Here is a 19,309-nt window from a genome sequence, read left to right as displayed (position 1 = left end):
GGTTAAATCTGTTGTAATATTGACTGAGCAACTAGTGTTTACCGTGTATATGGTTAATAGGTTGCGAGCTAAAATTATGCAGCACGATAGGCTGGCGAGATAGATCGACAAACACCGAGCCAACAATGGTTTGTCCAGCGGCGATCCAATTTTCATGCTGGTGACTATTAAGTGAAATAGCAATTTGATTTACACCTGACTGCAACCATTCATTTGGGATATGTAAATCATTGCCGTACAGCCGTTGGCGTTTAATGCCATTAACAAAAACGTGGGCATGGCCTTGCAGCGTTGCCGCCGTTGCCGAGTCACTTGAGGCTATCGAGTTCGGTGCGTTGAGGTGATAATTCTCAACCTTTACGTTTATGTTGATGCCGTCCATGGCATCGCGGAATACTGATAAGTGTATTTTTGGTGTTGGATACTCGCCAATACTTTTAGTTTTGTGCTCGTGAATCTCAACGCTTGCGGCTGTACCACTCGTTGCCAGCACCATCATGACCAACAACACCATTGCACTTAATCGCACGCTTTATTCCTCTAGCGCCACAACAATATTGCTATCGGCATCAAGTGCTGGACTAGCGGCAGCTTGAGGTGGTCCACCAGCGCCAGGAGGTGGTCCTGATGGGGCTGCACCAGTGCTGCACTGCGCCAGAGAATTGTCCGGTAACTCACCGGCAAATCGAGTTCCAATAATGTATGGAAATGACGGCGTTAATTGCCCATCTTGCTCGCTTACGGTGATGTGATAATGATAGCCCCGCTGTTCATCTGTATGACCATTGTACTGATCAAGGTACGCGCCGCCTTGTTCGGTTAAGCTGCTATCCCAATAGTAATCTTCGTAGTAGTAACCGTTATAGGCGGTTAATTGATTGCCCGATAAAGTGCTAACAACATCGTCAAAGCTTGGGCCAGATGCGACAAACTCGGTGCCTAAGCTCACATCAAAAGGATCTACTAAAGTACAGCTACGGGTCCCATCTGAGCAGCCTGTAGCTGAGTCTGCAGAATAATCACGCACAGCCCAAGCGCTGGCCGCCAATTCGCCTTCAGCTTGCCAAGGCCCGTAAATTGGATAACCATCGGCGGCGTAACCGTACAGTGGTGAGTGACCGTCTGCTTTATCACCGACCATGTCGGCTAAACAGGTGGAGTAAAAATGGTGATGATAATCACCCATGGCAGCGTGACCGCCACACACATCAACATCATACTGCTCGGCAATGGGGGCTAGGTTTTGCCATGCGCCTTCATTGTTGTAGCTCATGCCATCACCCCAGTTGTATACCGAGGAGCCGTTAACCCAAAGCCCGACCTTGCCTAATCCATTGGCACAGGTGTCTTCGGCCTTTTGTGGCGATTGCGTGAAATACCCTTCGCGGGTGGCTTGGCTTGGGCATTCTGGTCCTGGCGGCCAATAACCAAAACCGGCATTCATGCCGCAATTAGAGTTGCTGTTGTAACCAATATCTTGGCCGAACCCAACAGTGTCTCCCACGTTAATTACGGCTTCGCCTGCGGCAAAGTCTGTTGCAGCGCGGGGGCGATTATTCAGTTGTGCTAGCATCTCATCGGTAATAGTTACGCTGTAATCGGGTACACCTTCGGAGGTGACAACAGTAAAAACCTCACCACTGACTGCTTGCTCCGATACCGATTGCACATTAACCAAAACGCCAAGGCCAGAATCCGACTCTAAAATATGAGCCGCTCGAGTGTTATCTGTGTTGATCAGCCATACATTGTTACTCAACGTCGGCTCCTCTGCCACCGCGCTAACGGTAATCGATACCGTATCGCTAACAGCGTCGTTGACCCCATCACTGACGCTAACACTAAAGGTTAAAGTTTGATCTTCTGTCGCGGAGGGGGCGATAAAACTAACAACGGGCAGTGCTGTCAGTTAGCTCTACTGTCTCGCCATTGGTTTGGCTCCAGCTAATAGTTACATTGTCATCATCTGTTACAACGGCTGTTAGCGTTACAAGCTCGCCGGCAGAGGTCGATACATCGTCCCCTGCGACTACCACGGGTGCGGTATTAACCGGCTCATCGGTAATGTCATCATCAAGGGGGGTTGTTGAGTCGTTAGATGAGCCTGAACCACAGGCGCCTAGAAACACACATAGCATACAGATGACGCTAGGCTTTAATAATAAATAGTTAAACTTCATGATAGTTGCACCCTTGCTGTGTTGGATATTGTAATGTTAACCAAACATCGTGCAGGACTTGTGCAGATTCCAAGGTGATGCTGCGCAATTTAGAAAATACAGAGGTTTAACCGATTTTGTAGCCGACCCCATAAACCGATTGGAATATAGACTCGCCGTTATCGGCATCGGTCAACTTGGCACGGAGGTTTTTCATATGACTGTCAATGGTTCGGGCACTGACAATACGATCATCTTCGTAGCAAGAGCTCATAAGTGTTGCGCGGGTAAATACTGCACCGGGCTTATTAATAAAAGCCGTTAACAAACGAAACTCCACTGGGGTTAATTCAATGATTTCACCCGCTAGTGTGCAGGTGTGTTTCTCAAGATCAAGGCATACTTTTTTGTATTGTAATATGCGCCCCTGAGAGTGGTTGTTAGTGTTTTGACGCCGCAAAATAACTTTAATGCGAGCGACCACCTCTCTTACCGAAAACGGCTTGCAAACATAATCGTCGGCACCAATATTAAGTCCCATTAAGCGATCGATCTCATCGACACGAGCGGTCAACATTAAAATAGGAACATCAGAAAACTGTCTCAGCTCTTCACAAATAACCAAGCCGCTTTTATGAGGCAACATTAAATCTAATATCACCGCACTTGGAGCTTTGTTTTGAATGGTTTCAACCGCGTCTTTGCCGTCATGTAATACCAATGTTTGAAAACCATCCATCGAGAGGAAGTCGACCAAAATCTGAGCAATTTTAGGCTCATCTTCAACAATTATAATCAAAGGCTGATCGCTCATGGCTGGTTTCCTTGATAAGCGTTGATTAGTATCGACATCTGCACTCCTCCAAGTTTAGAGGGCGCCGCGACAATTCGCCCGCCGTGGGCCTCAACTATATTTTTGCAAATAGTTAAGCCCAAGCCTGCCCCCGAAGAGCGCCGCTCTCGAGAGGAATCCTGACGATACAACGGATCAAACAGGAGATCACATTCCGCCACGGGCACTCCAGGGGACGAGTCATCGATGGTTATTTGAACTAGATTATCCAGTGTAGACACTTCCAGCTGAATGGTTCCTGGTGAATCAGTGTAAGCCATAGAATTAGCAAACAGATTTAAAAACAACTGCTCTATACGAGGTTTGTCGACGCTAGCCCAAATGTCCTCCTTACAATTTAGGCTAAAAGTGAGGCCTTTATTCGCCACTTGCCGCTTAATGCTACCCGTTACGCCGGCTACAATATCCGTTAAGCTTTGTTTTTCAAAGCGATAACGCAATGCGCCCATGTCAGATAACGAGAGTTGATAAAGATCATCAATAAGGTGGGCAAGGAGGTCGATTTCTTGCTCAAAGGAGGCTAGTTGCTTGGCATCAAAGGGGCGTATGCCGGCCTTAAGAACATCTATTTCGCCTTTTAAAACAGTTAGTGGTGTTCGTAGTTCATGGGAGATGTCAGCAAACCAGCGCTGCTTAGCCGTGCGATTTTTATCGAGTGTTTTACTTAATGCGGCAATATTACTCATGAGCTGCCCCAGTTCATCATGGCGCGACTCAGTAAAGCTGACTTGATAATTTCCTTTAGATAATTCCGATACGCCACGCAAGACTTCTTTAACCGGTCGCAATAACGCTTTGGCGACCAACCAAGAGATTGCACTTGCAGCGGCCAAGCTAAGCAAGCCAATCATCAAGCTGGCCCATAGCTGTTGCCGTGAAAATTGGCTTGCCAATGGCGTATAAGACGGTCCAGCTGGCCAACTTCGTAACTCACCCACCTGGATATCATTGGACAACAATGGCACGCGGATACTGGGAGAGTCTTGATTGTTTGGCGGGATACCTGCGATCAGCTGCCCCACTTGGTCGTATAAAACCGTGGGCGGCCCCATTGTTCTCAGCTTTACTCTAGCGGGACTCCCTGGCGGGCGCCCCTTAAAAGCCCTTTGCGAACCAGACGCTCCGTGAGGCGGCAATGGCCGCATTCCTGCTCGGGCCTGCTCGCGTAACAGTTGTTCAAAGTCGAGCGTTTCGACAAACTTCCAATTATTATCAGACCATTCGTACTCACGGGTAAGCTGTTCACCGAGCTCGCTCAGGCGTTGCTGTTCTATACCTCCAATAAAATCTAAAAAGCCTTGCTGAAAGCTCCAGCGAGCCAGGGCTAAGTTGGCAACAACCACACAGGTTGTTACGCCCAATAAGGTAAAAAATAATTTGCGTGTAATCTTCATATTGGCAGTATACCGCCAATAACGAACAGCTCCACAAGGTTGTAAAAAATGACTGGCTTCTCCTTGTAAATTGCACCGGTTCTGCACATTCGCTTGATAACCTATCCTTGTTGTATCAAACCGATAGCCATTTAATCCATATAGGTTTCAACTTACTGGGAGAAATCAAATGACAGCCACAACCAAGATTATGCTTACCCTGTTACTTAGCGCCATGATCTCTAGCGCATTTGCCGCACCACCATCACACTCAGACAGACAAGGCCCGCCACCTGAAGCCATTAAAGCTTGTGCTGATGCGGAACTTAACCAAGCCGTTACAATCGAAACACCCCACGGCCATACCTTAGAAGCCACATGCCAAATGGTAGATGGCGCTTTGGTTGCCGTGCCAAATGATCGGCCAGAACCAAGACGCTAAGGCTGTGTTGCCACGGCTATCAGCAAAGAACTGTTGCGCCATGGTATTACTCGCGATGGCCGTGTTTGGCTTAAACGACTAAACTTACTTCCACTTAGGCGAACTTTTTGTCATGAAACCTTACTTAATGCTTCTTTTACCGGCGCTATTAACCGCTTGTAGCAGCGCGCCAGAGCGTAATGTGAATACCGTAGAACATTTTTCAACTGAAATAACCGCTAATGGCTCTAAACTATTTGTCTACGAGGTCGGCTTTATACGTGCCGAAGGTCAAAGCTCTAAAGGTAAAAGAGGTGGTGGCCGGTCACCTAGAGGGGAAGGCCGAAAAGGCGGAGGAAAATCACCTGAAGGCAACCGTGATCGATCTAATAAAGTACAGGAACAAGCCACCGAAATGCTAGAGGCAAAACTTGCTGCCACAGGCTACTGCCGGGAAGGTTATATGACACTTAAAGAGCAACCGGAAAAAAATCGAGTCACTATTCACGGCGAGTGTACTGAAACGGCAACAGACGAAGACCTATCTATGTTTGCGAATCCAGTAAAGCCCGAATCAAAGCTACAGATCGTCCCCTTGCGTTAACATACCTTACCGCGACGGCCCCAGCGTATGGGCCGTCGCGCACACAGCCCGTCCCTGACAGACTCTAAAAATAGCATCTCCATGGGGTTAAAAAGCGGAGGGAGTGCTCAGGAAAGTGCTAATACGAGTTGGCTAAGGTATAAAGACACTACGAGCAATATTCAAAAGATTCACTTTTTCCTACGTAACCCTCTCCGTCTTAACGTAAATAAACACCTTTCTCTGCGCCTTCTGCCCTAAAAGCCCTTTAACTATCTCTATCCCTGCCGATAAGCTAAAGATATGTAATCAATTCGTCTCTCTTTGGCCTTAACACTATGTCCGTGAACAAGAAGTTTTTTCTCTCCGTACTGTCAGTGATTATTGTAATGGTCATTCTGGGAACATTAATCACCAGCATGACTGCCACTAAGCAATTGCAGCAAGAGGCTGATTCGCTTGCAAAAAGCCAAAGTGTCGAAGTCATACACTTACTATCCGTTACCGACTCACTCATGATGGATCGGGTAAAGGGCGCTATGAAAGTGCTTATAAAACGCGGGGAGAGACTTGGGCCGCCAGAACAACGACAACCGACACAGGTAGGCCAATACACAGTGCCCTCGCTGTACTTAGGGGAGTTAGAACAAAGTAACGATTACCAATTGGTTGATGAACTGACGCAAGATCTAGCAGGCACTGCCACACTATTTGTGTATGACGACCGAAACTATGTACGCGTTTCTACCAATGTTAAAAAAGCCGGTGAACGAGCTACAGGCACTCTTCTAAACCCTCAAGGCGCAGCCTTTAAAGCCATCGAGGCAGGTCAGGCTTATTATGGCCAAGTGGATATATTAGGCTCTCCGTACCTGACCGGCTATGAGCCAATGCGCGATCATAACGGCAATATTCTGGGTATTTGGTATGTAGGTTATTCCGCAGATCTATCGGCCTTAGAGGAGTCTGTCAGTCAATCGAAAGTTTTTACGCAAGGGTTTACCGCCCTTGTAGACAACAAAAATCGTATTCGCATGCATTCAAACAATCAGTCAGCCGACTATATCCAACGAGTTCTCGATGGCTCAGAACCTGGTTGGACTCTATCTGAAACCTCATTTTCTCCGTGGGGTTACAGAGTAATGACAGCATACTCAGAAGATGAATTGGGAACCCTAATTACACAACAAACAGTTACAACCGCTGGCATTATTGCTGCCGTAGGTGGATTAATTATTTTAGCCGTTAGTACCTTAGTGACCCTGGTAATTGCAAAACCAATGACGCGCTTAATAAACGCTATAAACAATATTACCGAAGGCGAAGGAGATCTTACGGTAAGGCTTAATAACACCAGTAAAGACGAATTTGGTCAGGTGGCGAACGGCTTTAACCGTTTGTTAGAAAAAGTACAAACAACCATTCAGGAAGTTGGGAAATCCTCATTAGAGCTACTCCATTCAGCAGAATCTATGGTCGCCTCGGCAGAGCAATCCAGCCTCTACACCGATCAGCAAGCTGAACATACCGAGCAAGTGGCAACTGCCATGCACCAGATGATGCTCACCGCGCAAAGTGTCGCCGAGAGCGCAACCAACGCCGACCAATCTGCTAAAGATGCCACGGAACAAGCACGCACGGGCCATACTTCACTGGTCGTCACCATCGACATCATCAGTCAATTAAGTCAAAGCACGCTTGAATGTGCAGAAACAGTGCTTGAGTTAGAAAAACACAGTGATGCCATTAGCGGTGTACTTGATGTGATTAACGCAATAGCAGAACAAACCAACTTACTCGCATTAAACGCGGCAATTGAGGCCGCCAGAGCTGGTGAGCATGGCCGAGGCTTTGCTGTTGTTTCAGATGAAGTGCGTATGCTGGCCACACGTACGCAAAATTCTATTAGTGATATTCGAGAACAAATTGAACGCTTGCAAAATGGATCTAAGGACGCATCACGTAAAATGGAGCTTAATCGTTCGCTAGCTGAAAACTTATCGAATAAAGCTACCGAATCGGGTATTGCTATAAATGCCGTGACCGCCGCCATGACTGACATCGCCGCTCGTAACACCGACATTGCCGGTGCTGCAGAAGAGCAAAGTCAGGTATCCGATGAAATTAACACCACACTCGAACGAATACGCAGCAGCGCACAAGAAACCTCCAGTCAAGCTGACTTGGCCCGCAAAGCCAGTGAGAGTCTTATTGCCCTCGCAAAACGCTTACAAACGCAATTAGCCACTTATAGAGTTTAAAACAGATAGCTATTAATCCTGCCACGCTTCAGCGTATGAAGGTTTCTTACTTAAAACGTTTTGAACGCTTTAATGTAGCCACCTTTACTTAGATATTATTAGGTGTTTAAGTGGCATTTCGTCTCACTAATAAAAGTAGCCTCGCGCTACAGCTTAGACGTTTTTATTGAGGGTAGTCTCTCGGATTATCTCTTTGTTCACGCATTAAATTTGAGAAATCATTAGAAGAGATTGGCCGGCTAAAATAAAACCCTTGCGATTGGTCGCACGCGTGATCGCGCAAGAAGCTCTCCTGCTCTACGGTTTCTACCCCTTCGGCAATCACGGTTAAACTTAGGGTTCTACCCATGGCAATAATCGCCTCGGCAATTGCACAATCCTCGGCGTTTTTCGGCAACTCGTGAATAAATGAACTATCAATTTTAAGCGTATCAATGGGAAAGCGTTTAATTTGCGCCAGCGACGAGTAACCAACACCAAAATCGTCAATAGCAAGGCGTACGCCAAGACCTTTTATGGACTGTAAAATATTAATGGCTCGCTCGGCATTTTGCATGACCATGCCTTCGGTAATCTCCATCTCTAATAATTCTGGCCGCAGGCCTGACTCAGCTAGCTCAGTGGTTACATCGGCGACCAAATTCTCGTCAAAAAACTGTCTAACCGATAAATTAACGGCCATACAAATTGGTGCAAAGCCCTGTTTTTGCCAAGCCATACTTTGGCAGCATGCTGTTTTTAGCACCCAGCGACCAATAGCGACAATAAGACCGGTCTCTTCGGCCAGTGGTATAAATTGATCTGGCGGCACGATCCCCAGCTCTGGGTGCTGCCAACGTATTAGTGCTTCGGCCCCGGCAATTTTTCCGGTTTTCAGATCACGCTTGGCTTGATACTGTAAAAAAAACTCATTACGCTCTAGCGCCAGCCGAAGATTATTTTCTAGCATCAGTCGTTCAAGAGAGCGAGACTTTATATCGGCCGAGAAAAACTGGTAGGTATTCTTTCCTTCATCCTTAGCGCGATACATGGCGATATCGGCGTTCTTCATTAAAGTTTGTGCGTCGCCGGCATCGTCCGGGAAAACACTAACCCCAATACTGGCCGTCACCCTACACTCTTGCCCCAACACCATTACCGGACTAACGGCGGCGCTCAGTATTTTTTGTGCGACGGTAGCGGCCTGCTCTGGTTCATTTATTTCTTGCACTAATATAGCAAATTCATCGCCGCCTAATCGTGCCACCACATCGCATGAACGTAAACTATGGGAAAGTCGGACAGATATTTGAGTCAGTAATTCGTCACCGGCATCATGCCCTAGCGTGTCGTTAATGTTTTTAAAGCGATCTAAGTCTACAAACAATACCGCTAACTTTCGTTTGTTACGGTGCGCTGATTCGATGGCTACATCCAATACATCAAAAAACATTGTCCGATTTGGCAGGTCAGTTAAACTGTCGTGTGTGGCTAAGTGATGCGTGTGAGCCTCAGCGGTTTTCCGTTCGGTAATGTCGCGTCCAATGCCTTGATAACCAGAAAACACTCCAGCACTGTCAAAAATAGGTAAACCACTTAAGCTTAAATAGCAGGTTTTATCCTGACTTCGGCTCACTCGAAGCTCTAGATCACGAAAAGGTAAGTGTGCGTTAACGCACTGTTCGTGTGCGCTCCAGTCATTATTAAGGATTTCAGTGTTGGGCAATTGTTTAATCGTTTTACCCTGCACTTGAGTACCGCTAAATCCAGATTTTCCGTTAGGGTCGGTTAAGTTAATAAAAACAAGATCTTTATTTTGCTCCCAATACCAGTCGGATGAGAGCTCGGTGAGGTTGCGAAAGCGTTCTTCGCCTTCGCGCAGAGCTTTCTCAGTGGCGCGCCGCTCGGTGATGTCACGACCAATACCAACAATTCCTACAACCTTTCCGTTGTTATCATGCACCGGCACCTTACTGGTCATAAGCCAAATAACTTGGTTTTTTTCTCGATTTAGGTAGGGCTCCTCTAAGTGTACTGGCTTTCCATCACGAATAACTTTTTGCTCTGCATCAAAAAAGCCTTGAGCCATTTCTTTGGGAAAAAAATCAAAATCATTTTTACCCAGCAATTCGTCGACGGTAGAACCCATGCCGCGTGCTACAGCCTGATTAGCCAATAAAAATCTACTTTGGGTGTCTTTAGCAAAAATATTATCGGGCAGTAGATCTACTAGGCTGCGCATTAAGTTGCGCTCGTTAGACAGCGCATCACTAGCTGCTGCTAGCTCTTGGGTGCGTTCGGCCACACGCTTTTCTAACTCTACGTTTAACTCGCGAGCTTTTTTTTCCGCATCTTTCGTTAAAGTTATATCGCGGGTAATACCGATAATGCCAACTATCTTACCGCTTTCGTCGTGAAGCGGTATTTTAGTCGTAGAGTGCCAGCGAGTCTTTTTAGTTTCTGCGTCTAGCAAAAGCTCTTCAAAATCGACCAAGCCTTTTCCGGACAACATGATTTCTTGGTCTGCATCATGATAGCCTTGCGCCAAATCGGCGGGAAAAAGGTCAAAATCGGTTTTTCCAAGCACATCATCGGCAGAAGAGAAACCAGCTAAGCGGGCCAATCTTTTGCTAACAAAAATAAAACGCCCGTCTCGATCCTTAGCAAAAATCACATCATGTGAGTTATCGCCTAAAGTGCGTAGCAGATTGCGCTCCATATACAGGTACTCACTATAGTTTTTATGATTATCCCCTGAAGTATAGGGTTATATAGCTGTGGGCAACCTTATAAATACAGTATTATTGATGCATTTCCAAGTATTAGATGAGAGATATCTGCCTGCTTTACTCGGGTCACCGCAGGCTCTTGGGGTGTTGTCTAAGGTTCACCCACGTTGCGGCCTTAGTTATAGGTTGAGCGAACGGTTCAGTTCATAGGCGCACATATTAACGGCAGTAGCCAAATTAAGAGACTCTAAAACGCCGTTACCCTGAATAGAAAAAGATTCAGCGCCTAATTCGGCTAACTGTTCTCGGGGAACGCCTCGAGCCTCGTTGCCAAACACAAAACACTGGTGGCGACTAAATTGCGGGGCCGATAACGCGGTACCGGCAGTATCTAGACAGGCGAATGCATCGAAGCGTGTCTGTAATGTAGGAAGCGAGATATCTAACTCTATGGGGACATGAAAAATCGCCCCCATGCTAGCGCGTACCACTTTCGGGTTGTAGGGGTCTACACTGCTGGGACTAAGTACGCATTTAAAACCACCAAACCAAGCAAGCGTACGTAAGATAGTGCCAAGGTTGCCCGGATCTTGTATCTCATGCAGATAAATTGTGTGTTTTTCATCAGCGGTTTTTAACGGCGCCGCAACAGCACTCATAGGCACTACAGCAACAATACCTTGAGGCGATTTGGTGTCGGATATTTTTTGCATGTGCTTGTCAGAGATTCGCAGCAACTCAAAATCTGTTTCTACCTCGCCATAACTGTCACTGGCATAAAGTGTCGCCGCTGCGAGTAAAGGGTTTGTTTTGGCGGCTTTTTGCAACTCTAAAATAAGGTGCTCGCCCTCGACTAAAAAGCAGCCCAGTTCGGCGCGGTATTTTTTTTGATGCAGTTTCTTTATGTCGTCGAGCTTCATTGTGCCTCACTCGCAAAATCATCCAGCATCGCTTTGGCGAGTTGTTCGGCAATTTTCACCCCATCAACACCGGCCGACAAAATACCTCCGGCGTAACCTGCGCCCTCACCTGCTGGATATAAACCTTGGGTATTAACACTTTGCAATGTGTCTCTATCACGACTGATACGCACCGGCGATGAGGTGCGGGTTTCTATGCCGGTTAATACCGCATCGGCGCGATCAAAGCCCCGAATCTGCTTGCCAAAAGCTGGCAGTGCTTCACGAATCGCTTCAATTGCGTAGCTCGGTAAGGTTGATGATAAATCACCCAAAGTAACGCCGGGTTTGTAAGAAGGCTCGACCTCACCAAATTTAGTAGAAGGTTTTGCTTTTAAGAAGTCGCCGACTAACTGTCCTGGCGCGCAATAATTTTCACCACCGGCAACGTAGGCGTGAGCCTCCAGCGCTTCTTGCAAATCAATACCTGCTAGAGGCCCTCCAGGGAAGTCTTGCTCGGGGTTAATGCTCACAACAATACCGGCATTGGCGTTGCGCTCATTGCGTGAATACTGACTCATACCGTTGGTGACTACACGGCCCTCCTCCGAGGTTGCCGCCACCACCGTACCACCAGGGCACATACAAAAACTGTACACCGCTCGGCCATTTTTGGCGTGATGTACAACTTTGTAATCGGCCGCGCCTAAGTCAGGGTGGCCGGCATATTTGCCCAGGCGTGCATGATCAATCAATGATTGTGGGTGCTCGATCCGAAATCCAATTGCAAAAGGTTTTGCCTCTAAATACACACCTACATCGTGCAGCATGCGAAACGTATCGCGGGCGCTATGCCCAACAGCCAATACCACATAGCGGCTCTTTATCTGCCCACCATTAGCCAAAGTAACACCGCTAACACGCTTGCCCTGCCCATTGTTGTCGACCACATCAAGAGTGGCCACTTTACTTTCAAAGCGCACTTCGCCGCCAAGCGCAATTATCTCTTCGCGCATAGCTGCCACCACACCTGTAAGTCTAAAGGTGCCAATATGTGGCTTGCTCACAAACATGATTTCTTCTGGAGCACCGGCGCGGACAAACTCGTACATGACTTTACGGCCGTAAAACTTAGGGTCTTTAATTTGACTGTAAAGCTTACCATCGGAAAACAAGCCCGCGCCGCCCTCACCAAATTGCACATTCGATTCTGGCGTAAGCACGTTGTGGCGCCACAGCGCCCAGGTATCTTTGGTACGGGTACGCACATCGCGACCGCGCTCTAGCACAATGGGCTTAAAACCCATTTGCGCTAATATTAACGCCGCGTACAAACCACAGGGACCAAAGCCAATCACCACAGGGCGCTCTGTCAACTCAGCGGGGGCTTTGGCCACAGGGTAATACTGAGTGTCGGGCGACGGTCGGATGTGGCGGTCAGCGGCAAGACGCTGCAACACGGCATCTTCGTTAACAACCGCCACATCAATAATGTAAATAAACTTAATTTCGGTGTTTTTCTTGCGGGCATCGTAGCTGCGCTTAAATACGGTTAGGTTTTGCAGCTGGGGTTCTGCCACCCCAAGGCGTTTAGCCACAGCTTGAGGCAGAGCCTCGGCGGAGTGATCAAGGGGTAAGGCGAGCTCGGTAATTCGGATCATAAAAAGTAGACCTGGCCGGTGTCTCCGGCAAAGGGGCTAAAAAAAACGCCAGAGGCGCCCAATAGGCTTATTGTACCTTTGAAATATGTGCATGCGAAGCTAACTCTCGAAAGCTTACAGGCTATATTAACGGCTAGCAGCAATCGTACTGATAGCAGCACCCCTGTTACGAGCCTGCCCCATAATGCGTATAATGCGGTTATTATTTACTAGGCACAGCGCAGGCGCACCATGGCAAGATCTAAAAGCAGTAATCAGTGGCTTAGCGAGCACGTTAATGACCCATATGTAAAACGTGCCCAAGTCGATGGCTACCGTTCACGTGCCAGCTACAAGTTGCTGGAAATAATCAAAAAAGACAAGCTGGTACGTCCTGGCATGATGGTAATGGACTTAGGCAGTGCTCCAGGCGGCTGGTCGCAAGTTGTAGCGCCTATAGTCGGCGTCAACGGGCGTGTTATCGCGTCTGATATCTTACCAATGGACTCTATGGCCGATGTCGACTTTATCCAGGGGGATTTCACCGAGGATGCCGTATTTGAACAAATTATGGCCGCCGTAGGTGACACACCAGTGGATCTGGTTATTTCAGATATGGCACCCAACATAAGTGGTGTGAATGCTGCCGATCAAGCTTCGTCGATGTACCTGATAGAACTGGCACTCGACATGGCCCGCCAAGTACTCAAACCTAAAGGCTGTTTTGTCACCAAGGTGTTTCAGGGCGAAGGCTCAGATGAATACTTAAAAGATGTACGCTCATCGTTTGATAAAGTGATGATTCGCAAGCCGGACGCTTCACGCCCTAGATCGCGTGAAGTTTACTTTGTCGCCAAAGGCTTTAAAGGCTAACGCACGGCTTAACGACGGCCCTTCTTAGGTACCGAGGAGCGGCCAGATTTCTGTTTAGATCGCACTCCCGGTTTAGCGCTAGCTGCGGGCTTATTTTTACCTGCGCCCCGCGCCTGAGGGCCACTTTTATGATGTGGTGATTTGGCGGCGGGTTTATTTCTGCCTGCTGCAGCGGGTTTTTTCTTTGTCGTAGAAAATTCTTTAGCGCCGGCTTTAGTTGTGCGGGTGCCGCGTTTTTTTGCTCCATTACTGGGCGATTTTTTAGGCGCACTTTTCTGTGAGTTTTTACGCCCAGCAGGTGCTTCCGACGAAGAGCCCTCGATGGAGGTCAGCAACACTTTTAACTCTTTTTCAGTAAGGTCTCGCCATTCACCAACCGGCAGTCCTTTAATGCCGATGTTCATAATTTTTACACGTTCAAGCTGCACCACCTCGTAGCCAAAGTGCTCACACATACGGCGAATCTGGCGGTTTAGCCCCTGCACCAAGGTAATTTTAAATACCGTAGGTGCCTCTTTACTGACTTTACATTTTTTTGTCATGGTGCCGAGTATTGGCACGCCTTGACTCATCCCTTCAATAAAATCAGCCCGAATCGGTTTGTTAACCGTGACCAAATACTCTTTTTCATGGTTGTTGCCTGCACGCAGTATCTTATTAACCAAATCGCCATTGTTGGTTAAAAAAATCAAACCCTGCGAATCTTTATCTAAGCGCCCAATAGGAAAGATTCGGGTACTGTGACGGACAAAGCTGACAATGTTATCTCGCTCACTGCTCTCGGTAGTGCTAACAATACCCACGGGTTTATTCAGTGCGATAAAAATCAAATCTTCGGCTTCTTGTGGCTCAATAAGCTGGCCATTTACCCTAACCACATCACCCGGCGCTACTCGGTCCCCCACCTGGGCGCGCTTACCGTTTAGGTATACATTGCCTTGCTCAACAAAGCGGTCGGCATCTCTGCGCGAGCAAATACCACTTTCACTAATGTATTTATTTAGGCGAGTTAAAGACGTATTAGGCATAAATGTCGACTTTTTACCTGTAGGTGATTTAAACGGCAGTGTAAAACCAAGTAATGCGAGATCGAGAGAGAGCGCAGTATAGCAAAGTAAAGGCGCTGCCATAAATGACCGTAACAGCTGTTTATGGCCTATTACAGCCCAGAGTACGGTTTGCCTTTTTCGTTCTGATCACAGCTCCCTTACGTTTGCGTGACAAAAATTTACAAAACCTAAAGCCTCCATCTGACGACAAAACATCACCGCCTCCCTTTACTAATGGGGCCTCTGTGGTTTTTTTATTGTAATTAAGCAAGCTATCGCAAACTCTTTCATTTTGCGTTATCGTTACCATACCTAATGGTCATTCTGAATATAAGATATTTAGTACTAGAGCCCTAAGCATAACAAAGGAATAACCCATGTCCGTCCCATTTAACTGGCGTCCACTAGCGGCTGCCATAGCAGGAGCAACAATGCTTGCTGCCTGTGTCAACACCCCTAACAATACCGCGCAAAACGCACTCGTCCTAAACGATAAAGAATACTTCGACTCGGCGGCTGTGGACGTATTCGCCTTCTCCAGTAAGCCTGGAGGACTGTTTTTTGACTCAAAAACCGCCGGTATTGAGATTGTGCAGCACGGTGAGCGTACCGCCACCAACGGCGATGTAAGACTATTACACACCCCCGAACAGTGGGACGGCATGGGCCAGTTCGTCGCTCGCGAAGTGGACAAACAGACCGGCACCATCACCACCCAGCTCGCCTACCCTGAGCTAGATTTCTCTTACAGCGTAAAAACCACCGCTAGCGATCAAGGCGTGGTGATCAGTGTGCATCTAGACAGCCCGCTGCCTAAAGCGCTTGAAGGCAAGGCCGGCTTTAATATGGAGTTTGTACCCGCCGAATACTGGGACAAAGCTTACTTAGCGGATGGCAAGCCAGGGCAATTCCCCCGCTCGGCCTCGACCACCCACGGCATGGTTATGAATGACCAAGGGCTAACTGAGCCCACGGCCTTTGCTCAAGGTAAAACCTTGGTGCTGGCGCCAGCAGATCCCGAGCGACGCGTTACAATTAGCGAAACTTTAGGCGATGGCGAACTGATGTTGTTTGATGGCCGCACCAAAGCGCAAAATGGTTGGTACGTTGTACGCGATATGATTCCCGCCGGCCGTACAGGCAAAGTCGTGGAGTGGAAACTTGACATCAGTGCCATCCCCGGCTGGGTTCGCGAGCCAGTGATTGGTTATTCGCAAGTAGGTTACCACCCAGCTCAACCGAAACGTGCCGTCATCGAATTAGATCCAAACGATACCCCGGAGTCGAACGTAGAGCTACTTAAGATACACGCCGATGGCAGCACCACGGTGGCACACTCAGGTAAGCCCAAAGCGTGGGGCGAATATTTACGTTACGAGTACGTTACCTTTGATTTCTCTGACGTGAATGAACCCGGCTTATACCAATTGCGTTACGGTAATCAAACTACTGACACCTTCCCTATCGACAAAGAAGTGCTAGCCAAAGTATGGCAACCTACACTGGATTTTTTCTTTCCGGTGCAAATGGACCACATGCAAGTGCGCGAAGCCTACCGCGTTTGGCATGGTCGCTCGCACATGGACGATGCTTTACAAGCACCGCCCAATTACGAACACTTCGACCTCTACGCTCACGGTGAAGAGCTTGATACCGACTTTAAACCCTTCCAGCATATTGACGGTTTAGACTACGGCGGTTGGTACGATGCCGGCGACTACGATATTCGCACCCAGTCTCAGTACCACACCATCGAGGGACTGGTACACGCAGTAGAAGAGTTTGGTGTAGAGCGCGACAACACCACCGTCAGCCAAGAGAAAAAGTTTACTCAGATCAATCGTCCCGATGGCAAGCAAGATATGTTGCAGCAAATCGAGCACGGTACTTTAGCTCTGATCGCTCAGCACCGCGCCATCGGCCACGCTATTCCCGGTATCGTTGCGGGCCGTTTGTATCAGTACCCACACTTGGGTGATGGTTCAACCAAAACCGACAACATGGTCTACGACGCATCCATGGACCCACACGCAAAAGAGCGCAGCGTGGGAAAAATGTATGAGCCGTCCACGGTAGACCCAACGGCTGGTGAAGACCTAATGCCTGAGAATGGCACACACAGTGGCCGTTTTGATGATCGTTGGGCGTTTACCAGTAACACCAGCGCGCTTAACTACGGTTCGGCCGCGGCTTTAGCCGCTGCTAGCCGAGTATTGGGGCCCATCAACCAACAACTTGCCGATGAAAGTCTTGCCACCGCAAAAAGAGTTTGGCAGTACGAGGCCAATCGTGAGCCCAACACTTACCGCTTTGGCAACACCACCGGCGGTAAATTAGAGGAAGAGAAACTTAAAACCGCTGTTGAACTGCTGATAAGCACTCAAGATAAGCGTTACGCAGAAGCTGTTAGTGAACTGTTCGATTCGGTTAAAGATAACTTCCGTGGTGAGAATGTCGCCATGTTAGTACTGGCAATGCCTTATATGGATGACGCCTACGCCGATGCATTGGCCGCGCTAACCCGCAGCTACCGCGATGAGATTAACACCATTGAACAAGAGAACCCCTATGGTGTGCCCATCACTCGTGGCGGCTGGGCTGGCAATGGTTCAGTTATGGGTTTTGGTATAACCAACTACTGGTTACACAAAGCTTTCCCTGACATTGTTGAAAAAGAGTTGGTGTACCGCAGTCTAAATTACATCTTCGGCACCCACCCAGACTCCAACTACTCGTTTGCCTCTGGCATCGGCGCAAAATCGCAAACCGCCGCTTACGGTAACAACCGCGCAGACTTCTCGTACATTCCAGGAGGTGTTGTGCCGGGTGTTCTAGTATTGGCGCCCGACTTACCAGAGAACAAAAGTAATTGGCCATTCTTTTGGGGACAAAATGAATACGTTATCCCCATGGGTAGCCGGTATTTGTTTTTAACCCATGCCGCGCAATCATTGCTAGAAAACTAATCCGATTTATCCTTGCAACCTTGGGCCGGCTTCTTACCTAGAAGCCGGCCTTTTTTTAAGATGCAGCCCCAACAAAAATACATCTAATTAGAAACAATGTCACTGTTACCCAATGGCACCTTTAATCGGAGCCTTCCCAGTTATTGCGTTAAAAGATCACATCAAATAACAATAAAAAGGACGATCCAGTCGTCCTTTAGTTAATGATATTGTCTAATATAATTTGAACGGCTCAGCTTATTCCCAAGCGTTTAATCGTACCGAGCCACCTACTTGATAGCTCTCGACCATGAAGATTTGATAGCCCCAGTCATTGGTGTAGGGGTAAGCATTGGCCGATTGAGCGGCTTTGGGGTTTTCCCAGTTACTAAAGTGTTTCGCCATATCCACTTCTCCCGAGTTGCGCGAGTTTTGGCGAATCGCCCAGTACTGCCTAAAGGTGGCAAAATCACTTTCGCTGTTTTGATAATAATGGGGTTGATTCTCTCGCAAGGAGTAATAATATTTATACTCCGCACCATCTACGGTGGCCGTTTTCAGATGAATAGCACCCTTGCCGTCGGTACCCTGATGAGACGGATTCCAATCTTTATTATTTTCCACCACATAGTATTCCACCACGTTACGATGAGGGTCATTGGTACTGTTATAGCTGGCGGGGTCTTGGCGCGTCCAACCATAAACCGCGAACACTATTTTCTGCTCATTCCACCAAGGTTGGTAGTCGTTTATCACAAAGTTAATCTTGCGATTACGTTGGCCGGTTTCCCAGCCCCGGCCAGTCACAACATTATTAGCCGCTATTGTGAAATTGACGTGTGATTCAGTGTAACCGGAGGTGTCAACCCAAGCCCATTGGTCGTTATATTGCTCATAATGACTGACAAAATAGCCGCCTTCACTAGGATAACCAGCGTATTTCGTATTAATGAACTCTGCGTTGGCAGTGGAAGATAACGCCAGAAGCGTGGTGGCGAGACCCATTGCGATAACGTTATTTTTATTGTTAATTTTCATAATAGTACCTTTTTCGGGAATCACATCCGCAGTATCGCGGATGATGACAGTTGTCGGCTTTTACTCCTTTAGCCTGTTGTTTTGCGTTTTAGAATAATCGAATTCGATTATTTTTCTGATCAGCTAAAATCTAGTTCGAATACCCTAATGCGCCCCAGCAAGCCATAAACCTCCATATATGGTCACTGTGACTATATGGTAGCTGCGACAAGGTGGTGATCAAAATACTATTTTTGAATGAAGCGATACCTCTTCTATTTCCTTTTTGAAGGAGTTGTTACATCACCCAAGGCATCCATATAATCCAATTATTTTTTCATTATGTGAGAGAGTTAACAGAGCTTATGTTCTTTTCTCGATGAGATCGGAAACAGAATGCTGATTTAGCATGTTTGAGAATGGTGGCAGCTATTTTGTTGGAATCACAAGGAAGTACTATGTAGAGTTTGTTATAAAAATTATTATAGGAAAATTCTACTTTCAGACAAAAGTTATTAAATGGATCTC

Annotated in this window: 15 protein-coding genes; 5 read left to right on the top strand and 10 right to left on the bottom strand. The window is 47.5% G+C overall.

Annotation, left to right across the window (positions count from 1 at the left end):
• Positions 1–31 precede the first annotated feature (31 nt).
• The 5 genes from GILYN3_RS04615 to GILYN3_RS04600 form a co-directional block, all read right to left on the bottom strand.
• Positions 32–529: a hypothetical protein gene (locus tag GILYN3_RS04615; protein ID WP_198147286.1), complete on the bottom strand. Its 498-nt coding sequence runs from the start codon at positions 527–529 to the stop codon at positions 32–34.
• 3 nt (positions 530–532) lie between these two features.
• Positions 533–1,759, bottom strand: coding sequence for a YHYH protein (locus tag GILYN3_RS04610; RefSeq protein WP_198147285.1), 1,227 nt, complete (start codon positions 1,757–1,759; stop codon positions 533–535).
• Between the two features lie 127 nt (positions 1,760–1,886).
• A complete protein-coding gene (locus GILYN3_RS16700) occupies positions 1,887–2,180 on the bottom strand; it encodes a hypothetical protein (protein ID WP_198147284.1) in 294 nt (97 codons plus the stop codon).
• 106 nt (positions 2,181–2,286) lie between these two features.
• Entirely contained in the window at positions 2,287–2,973 is a 687-nt protein-coding gene (locus tag GILYN3_RS04605; RefSeq protein ID WP_049721754.1) for a response regulator, read from the bottom strand.
• Positions 2,970–4,406 carry an ATP-binding protein gene (locus GILYN3_RS04600; RefSeq protein WP_049721753.1) on the bottom strand — a complete coding sequence of 479 codons (1,437 nt, stop codon included), beginning with the start codon at positions 4,404–4,406 and terminating at the stop codon, positions 2,970–2,972. Before GILYN3_RS04600 ends, GILYN3_RS04605 begins: the two co-directional genes overlap by 4 nt.
• A 169-nt stretch (positions 4,407–4,575) precedes the next feature.
• On the opposite strand from GILYN3_RS04600, the gene GILYN3_RS04595 reads away from it, so the two are divergent.
• The 3 genes from GILYN3_RS04595 to GILYN3_RS04585 all read left to right on the top strand — a co-directional run bounded on the left by GILYN3_RS04595 (position 4,576) and on the right by GILYN3_RS04585 (position 7,650).
• Entirely contained in the window at positions 4,576–4,827 is a 252-nt protein-coding gene (locus GILYN3_RS04595; protein WP_049721752.1) for a hypothetical protein, read from the top strand.
• A gap of 112 nt (positions 4,828–4,939) precedes the next feature.
• Positions 4,940–5,410 carry a hypothetical protein gene (locus tag GILYN3_RS04590; protein WP_049721751.1) on the top strand — a complete coding sequence of 157 codons (471 nt, stop codon included), beginning with the start codon at positions 4,940–4,942 and terminating at the stop codon, positions 5,408–5,410.
• A gap of 317 nt (positions 5,411–5,727) precedes the next feature.
• Positions 5,728–7,650 carry a methyl-accepting chemotaxis protein gene (locus tag GILYN3_RS04585; protein WP_049721750.1) on the top strand — a complete coding sequence of 641 codons (1,923 nt, stop codon included), beginning with the start codon at positions 5,728–5,730 and terminating at the stop codon, positions 7,648–7,650.
• A 163-nt stretch (positions 7,651–7,813) separates the two neighbouring features.
• Here the strand turns inward: GILYN3_RS04585 and GILYN3_RS16985 are convergent, their stop codons facing one another.
• From GILYN3_RS16985 to GILYN3_RS04570, 3 genes are all read right to left on the bottom strand, one after another.
• A complete protein-coding gene (locus GILYN3_RS16985) occupies positions 7,814–10,348 on the bottom strand; it encodes an EAL domain-containing protein (protein WP_084005098.1) in 2,535 nt (844 codons plus the stop codon).
• Between the two features lie 189 nt (positions 10,349–10,537).
• A complete protein-coding gene (locus tag GILYN3_RS04575; RefSeq protein WP_049721749.1) occupies positions 10,538–11,278 on the bottom strand; it encodes a TrmH family RNA methyltransferase in 741 nt (246 codons plus the stop codon).
• Positions 11,275–12,918: an NAD(P)/FAD-dependent oxidoreductase gene (locus GILYN3_RS04570; RefSeq protein ID WP_049721748.1), complete on the bottom strand. Its 1,644-nt coding sequence runs from the start codon at positions 12,916–12,918 to the stop codon at positions 11,275–11,277. The genes GILYN3_RS04575 and GILYN3_RS04570 overlap by 4 nt, the downstream gene beginning before the upstream one ends.
• Before the next feature lie 231 nt (positions 12,919–13,149).
• Between GILYN3_RS04570 and rlmE the strand changes: the two genes are divergently transcribed.
• A complete protein-coding gene (gene rlmE, locus GILYN3_RS04565) occupies positions 13,150–13,770 on the top strand; it encodes a 23S rRNA (uridine(2552)-2'-O)-methyltransferase RlmE (protein WP_049721747.1) in 621 nt (206 codons plus the stop codon).
• Positions 13,771–13,778: 8 nt separating this feature from the next.
• On the opposite strand, the gene rluF is transcribed toward rlmE, so the two are convergent.
• Positions 13,779–14,798 carry a 23S rRNA pseudouridine(2604) synthase RluF gene (rluF, locus tag GILYN3_RS04560; RefSeq protein ID WP_049722562.1) on the bottom strand — a complete coding sequence of 340 codons (1,020 nt, stop codon included), beginning with the start codon at positions 14,796–14,798 and terminating at the stop codon, positions 13,779–13,781.
• A gap of 398 nt (positions 14,799–15,196) precedes the next feature.
• On the opposite strand from rluF, the gene GILYN3_RS04550 reads away from it, so the two are divergent.
• Complete coding sequence (locus GILYN3_RS04550; RefSeq protein ID WP_049721745.1) at positions 15,197–17,785, top strand: glycoside hydrolase family 9 protein; 2,589 nt, start codon at positions 15,197–15,199, stop codon at positions 17,783–17,785.
• Between the two features lie 237 nt (positions 17,786–18,022).
• On the opposite strand, the gene GILYN3_RS04545 is transcribed toward GILYN3_RS04550, so the two are convergent.
• Complete coding sequence (locus tag GILYN3_RS04545) at positions 18,023–18,802, bottom strand: glycoside hydrolase family 11 protein (protein WP_049721744.1); 780 nt, start codon at positions 18,800–18,802, stop codon at positions 18,023–18,025.
• Between the last annotated feature and the right edge of the window lie 507 nt (positions 18,803–19,309).

This window comes from Gilvimarinus polysaccharolyticus (assembly GCF_001187555.1).
Lineage (GTDB): Bacteria > Pseudomonadota > Gammaproteobacteria > Pseudomonadales > Cellvibrionaceae > Gilvimarinus > Gilvimarinus polysaccharolyticus.
Note: the sequence above shows the minus strand (reverse complement) of the source record. Positions and strands in the feature narration are given on the sequence as shown.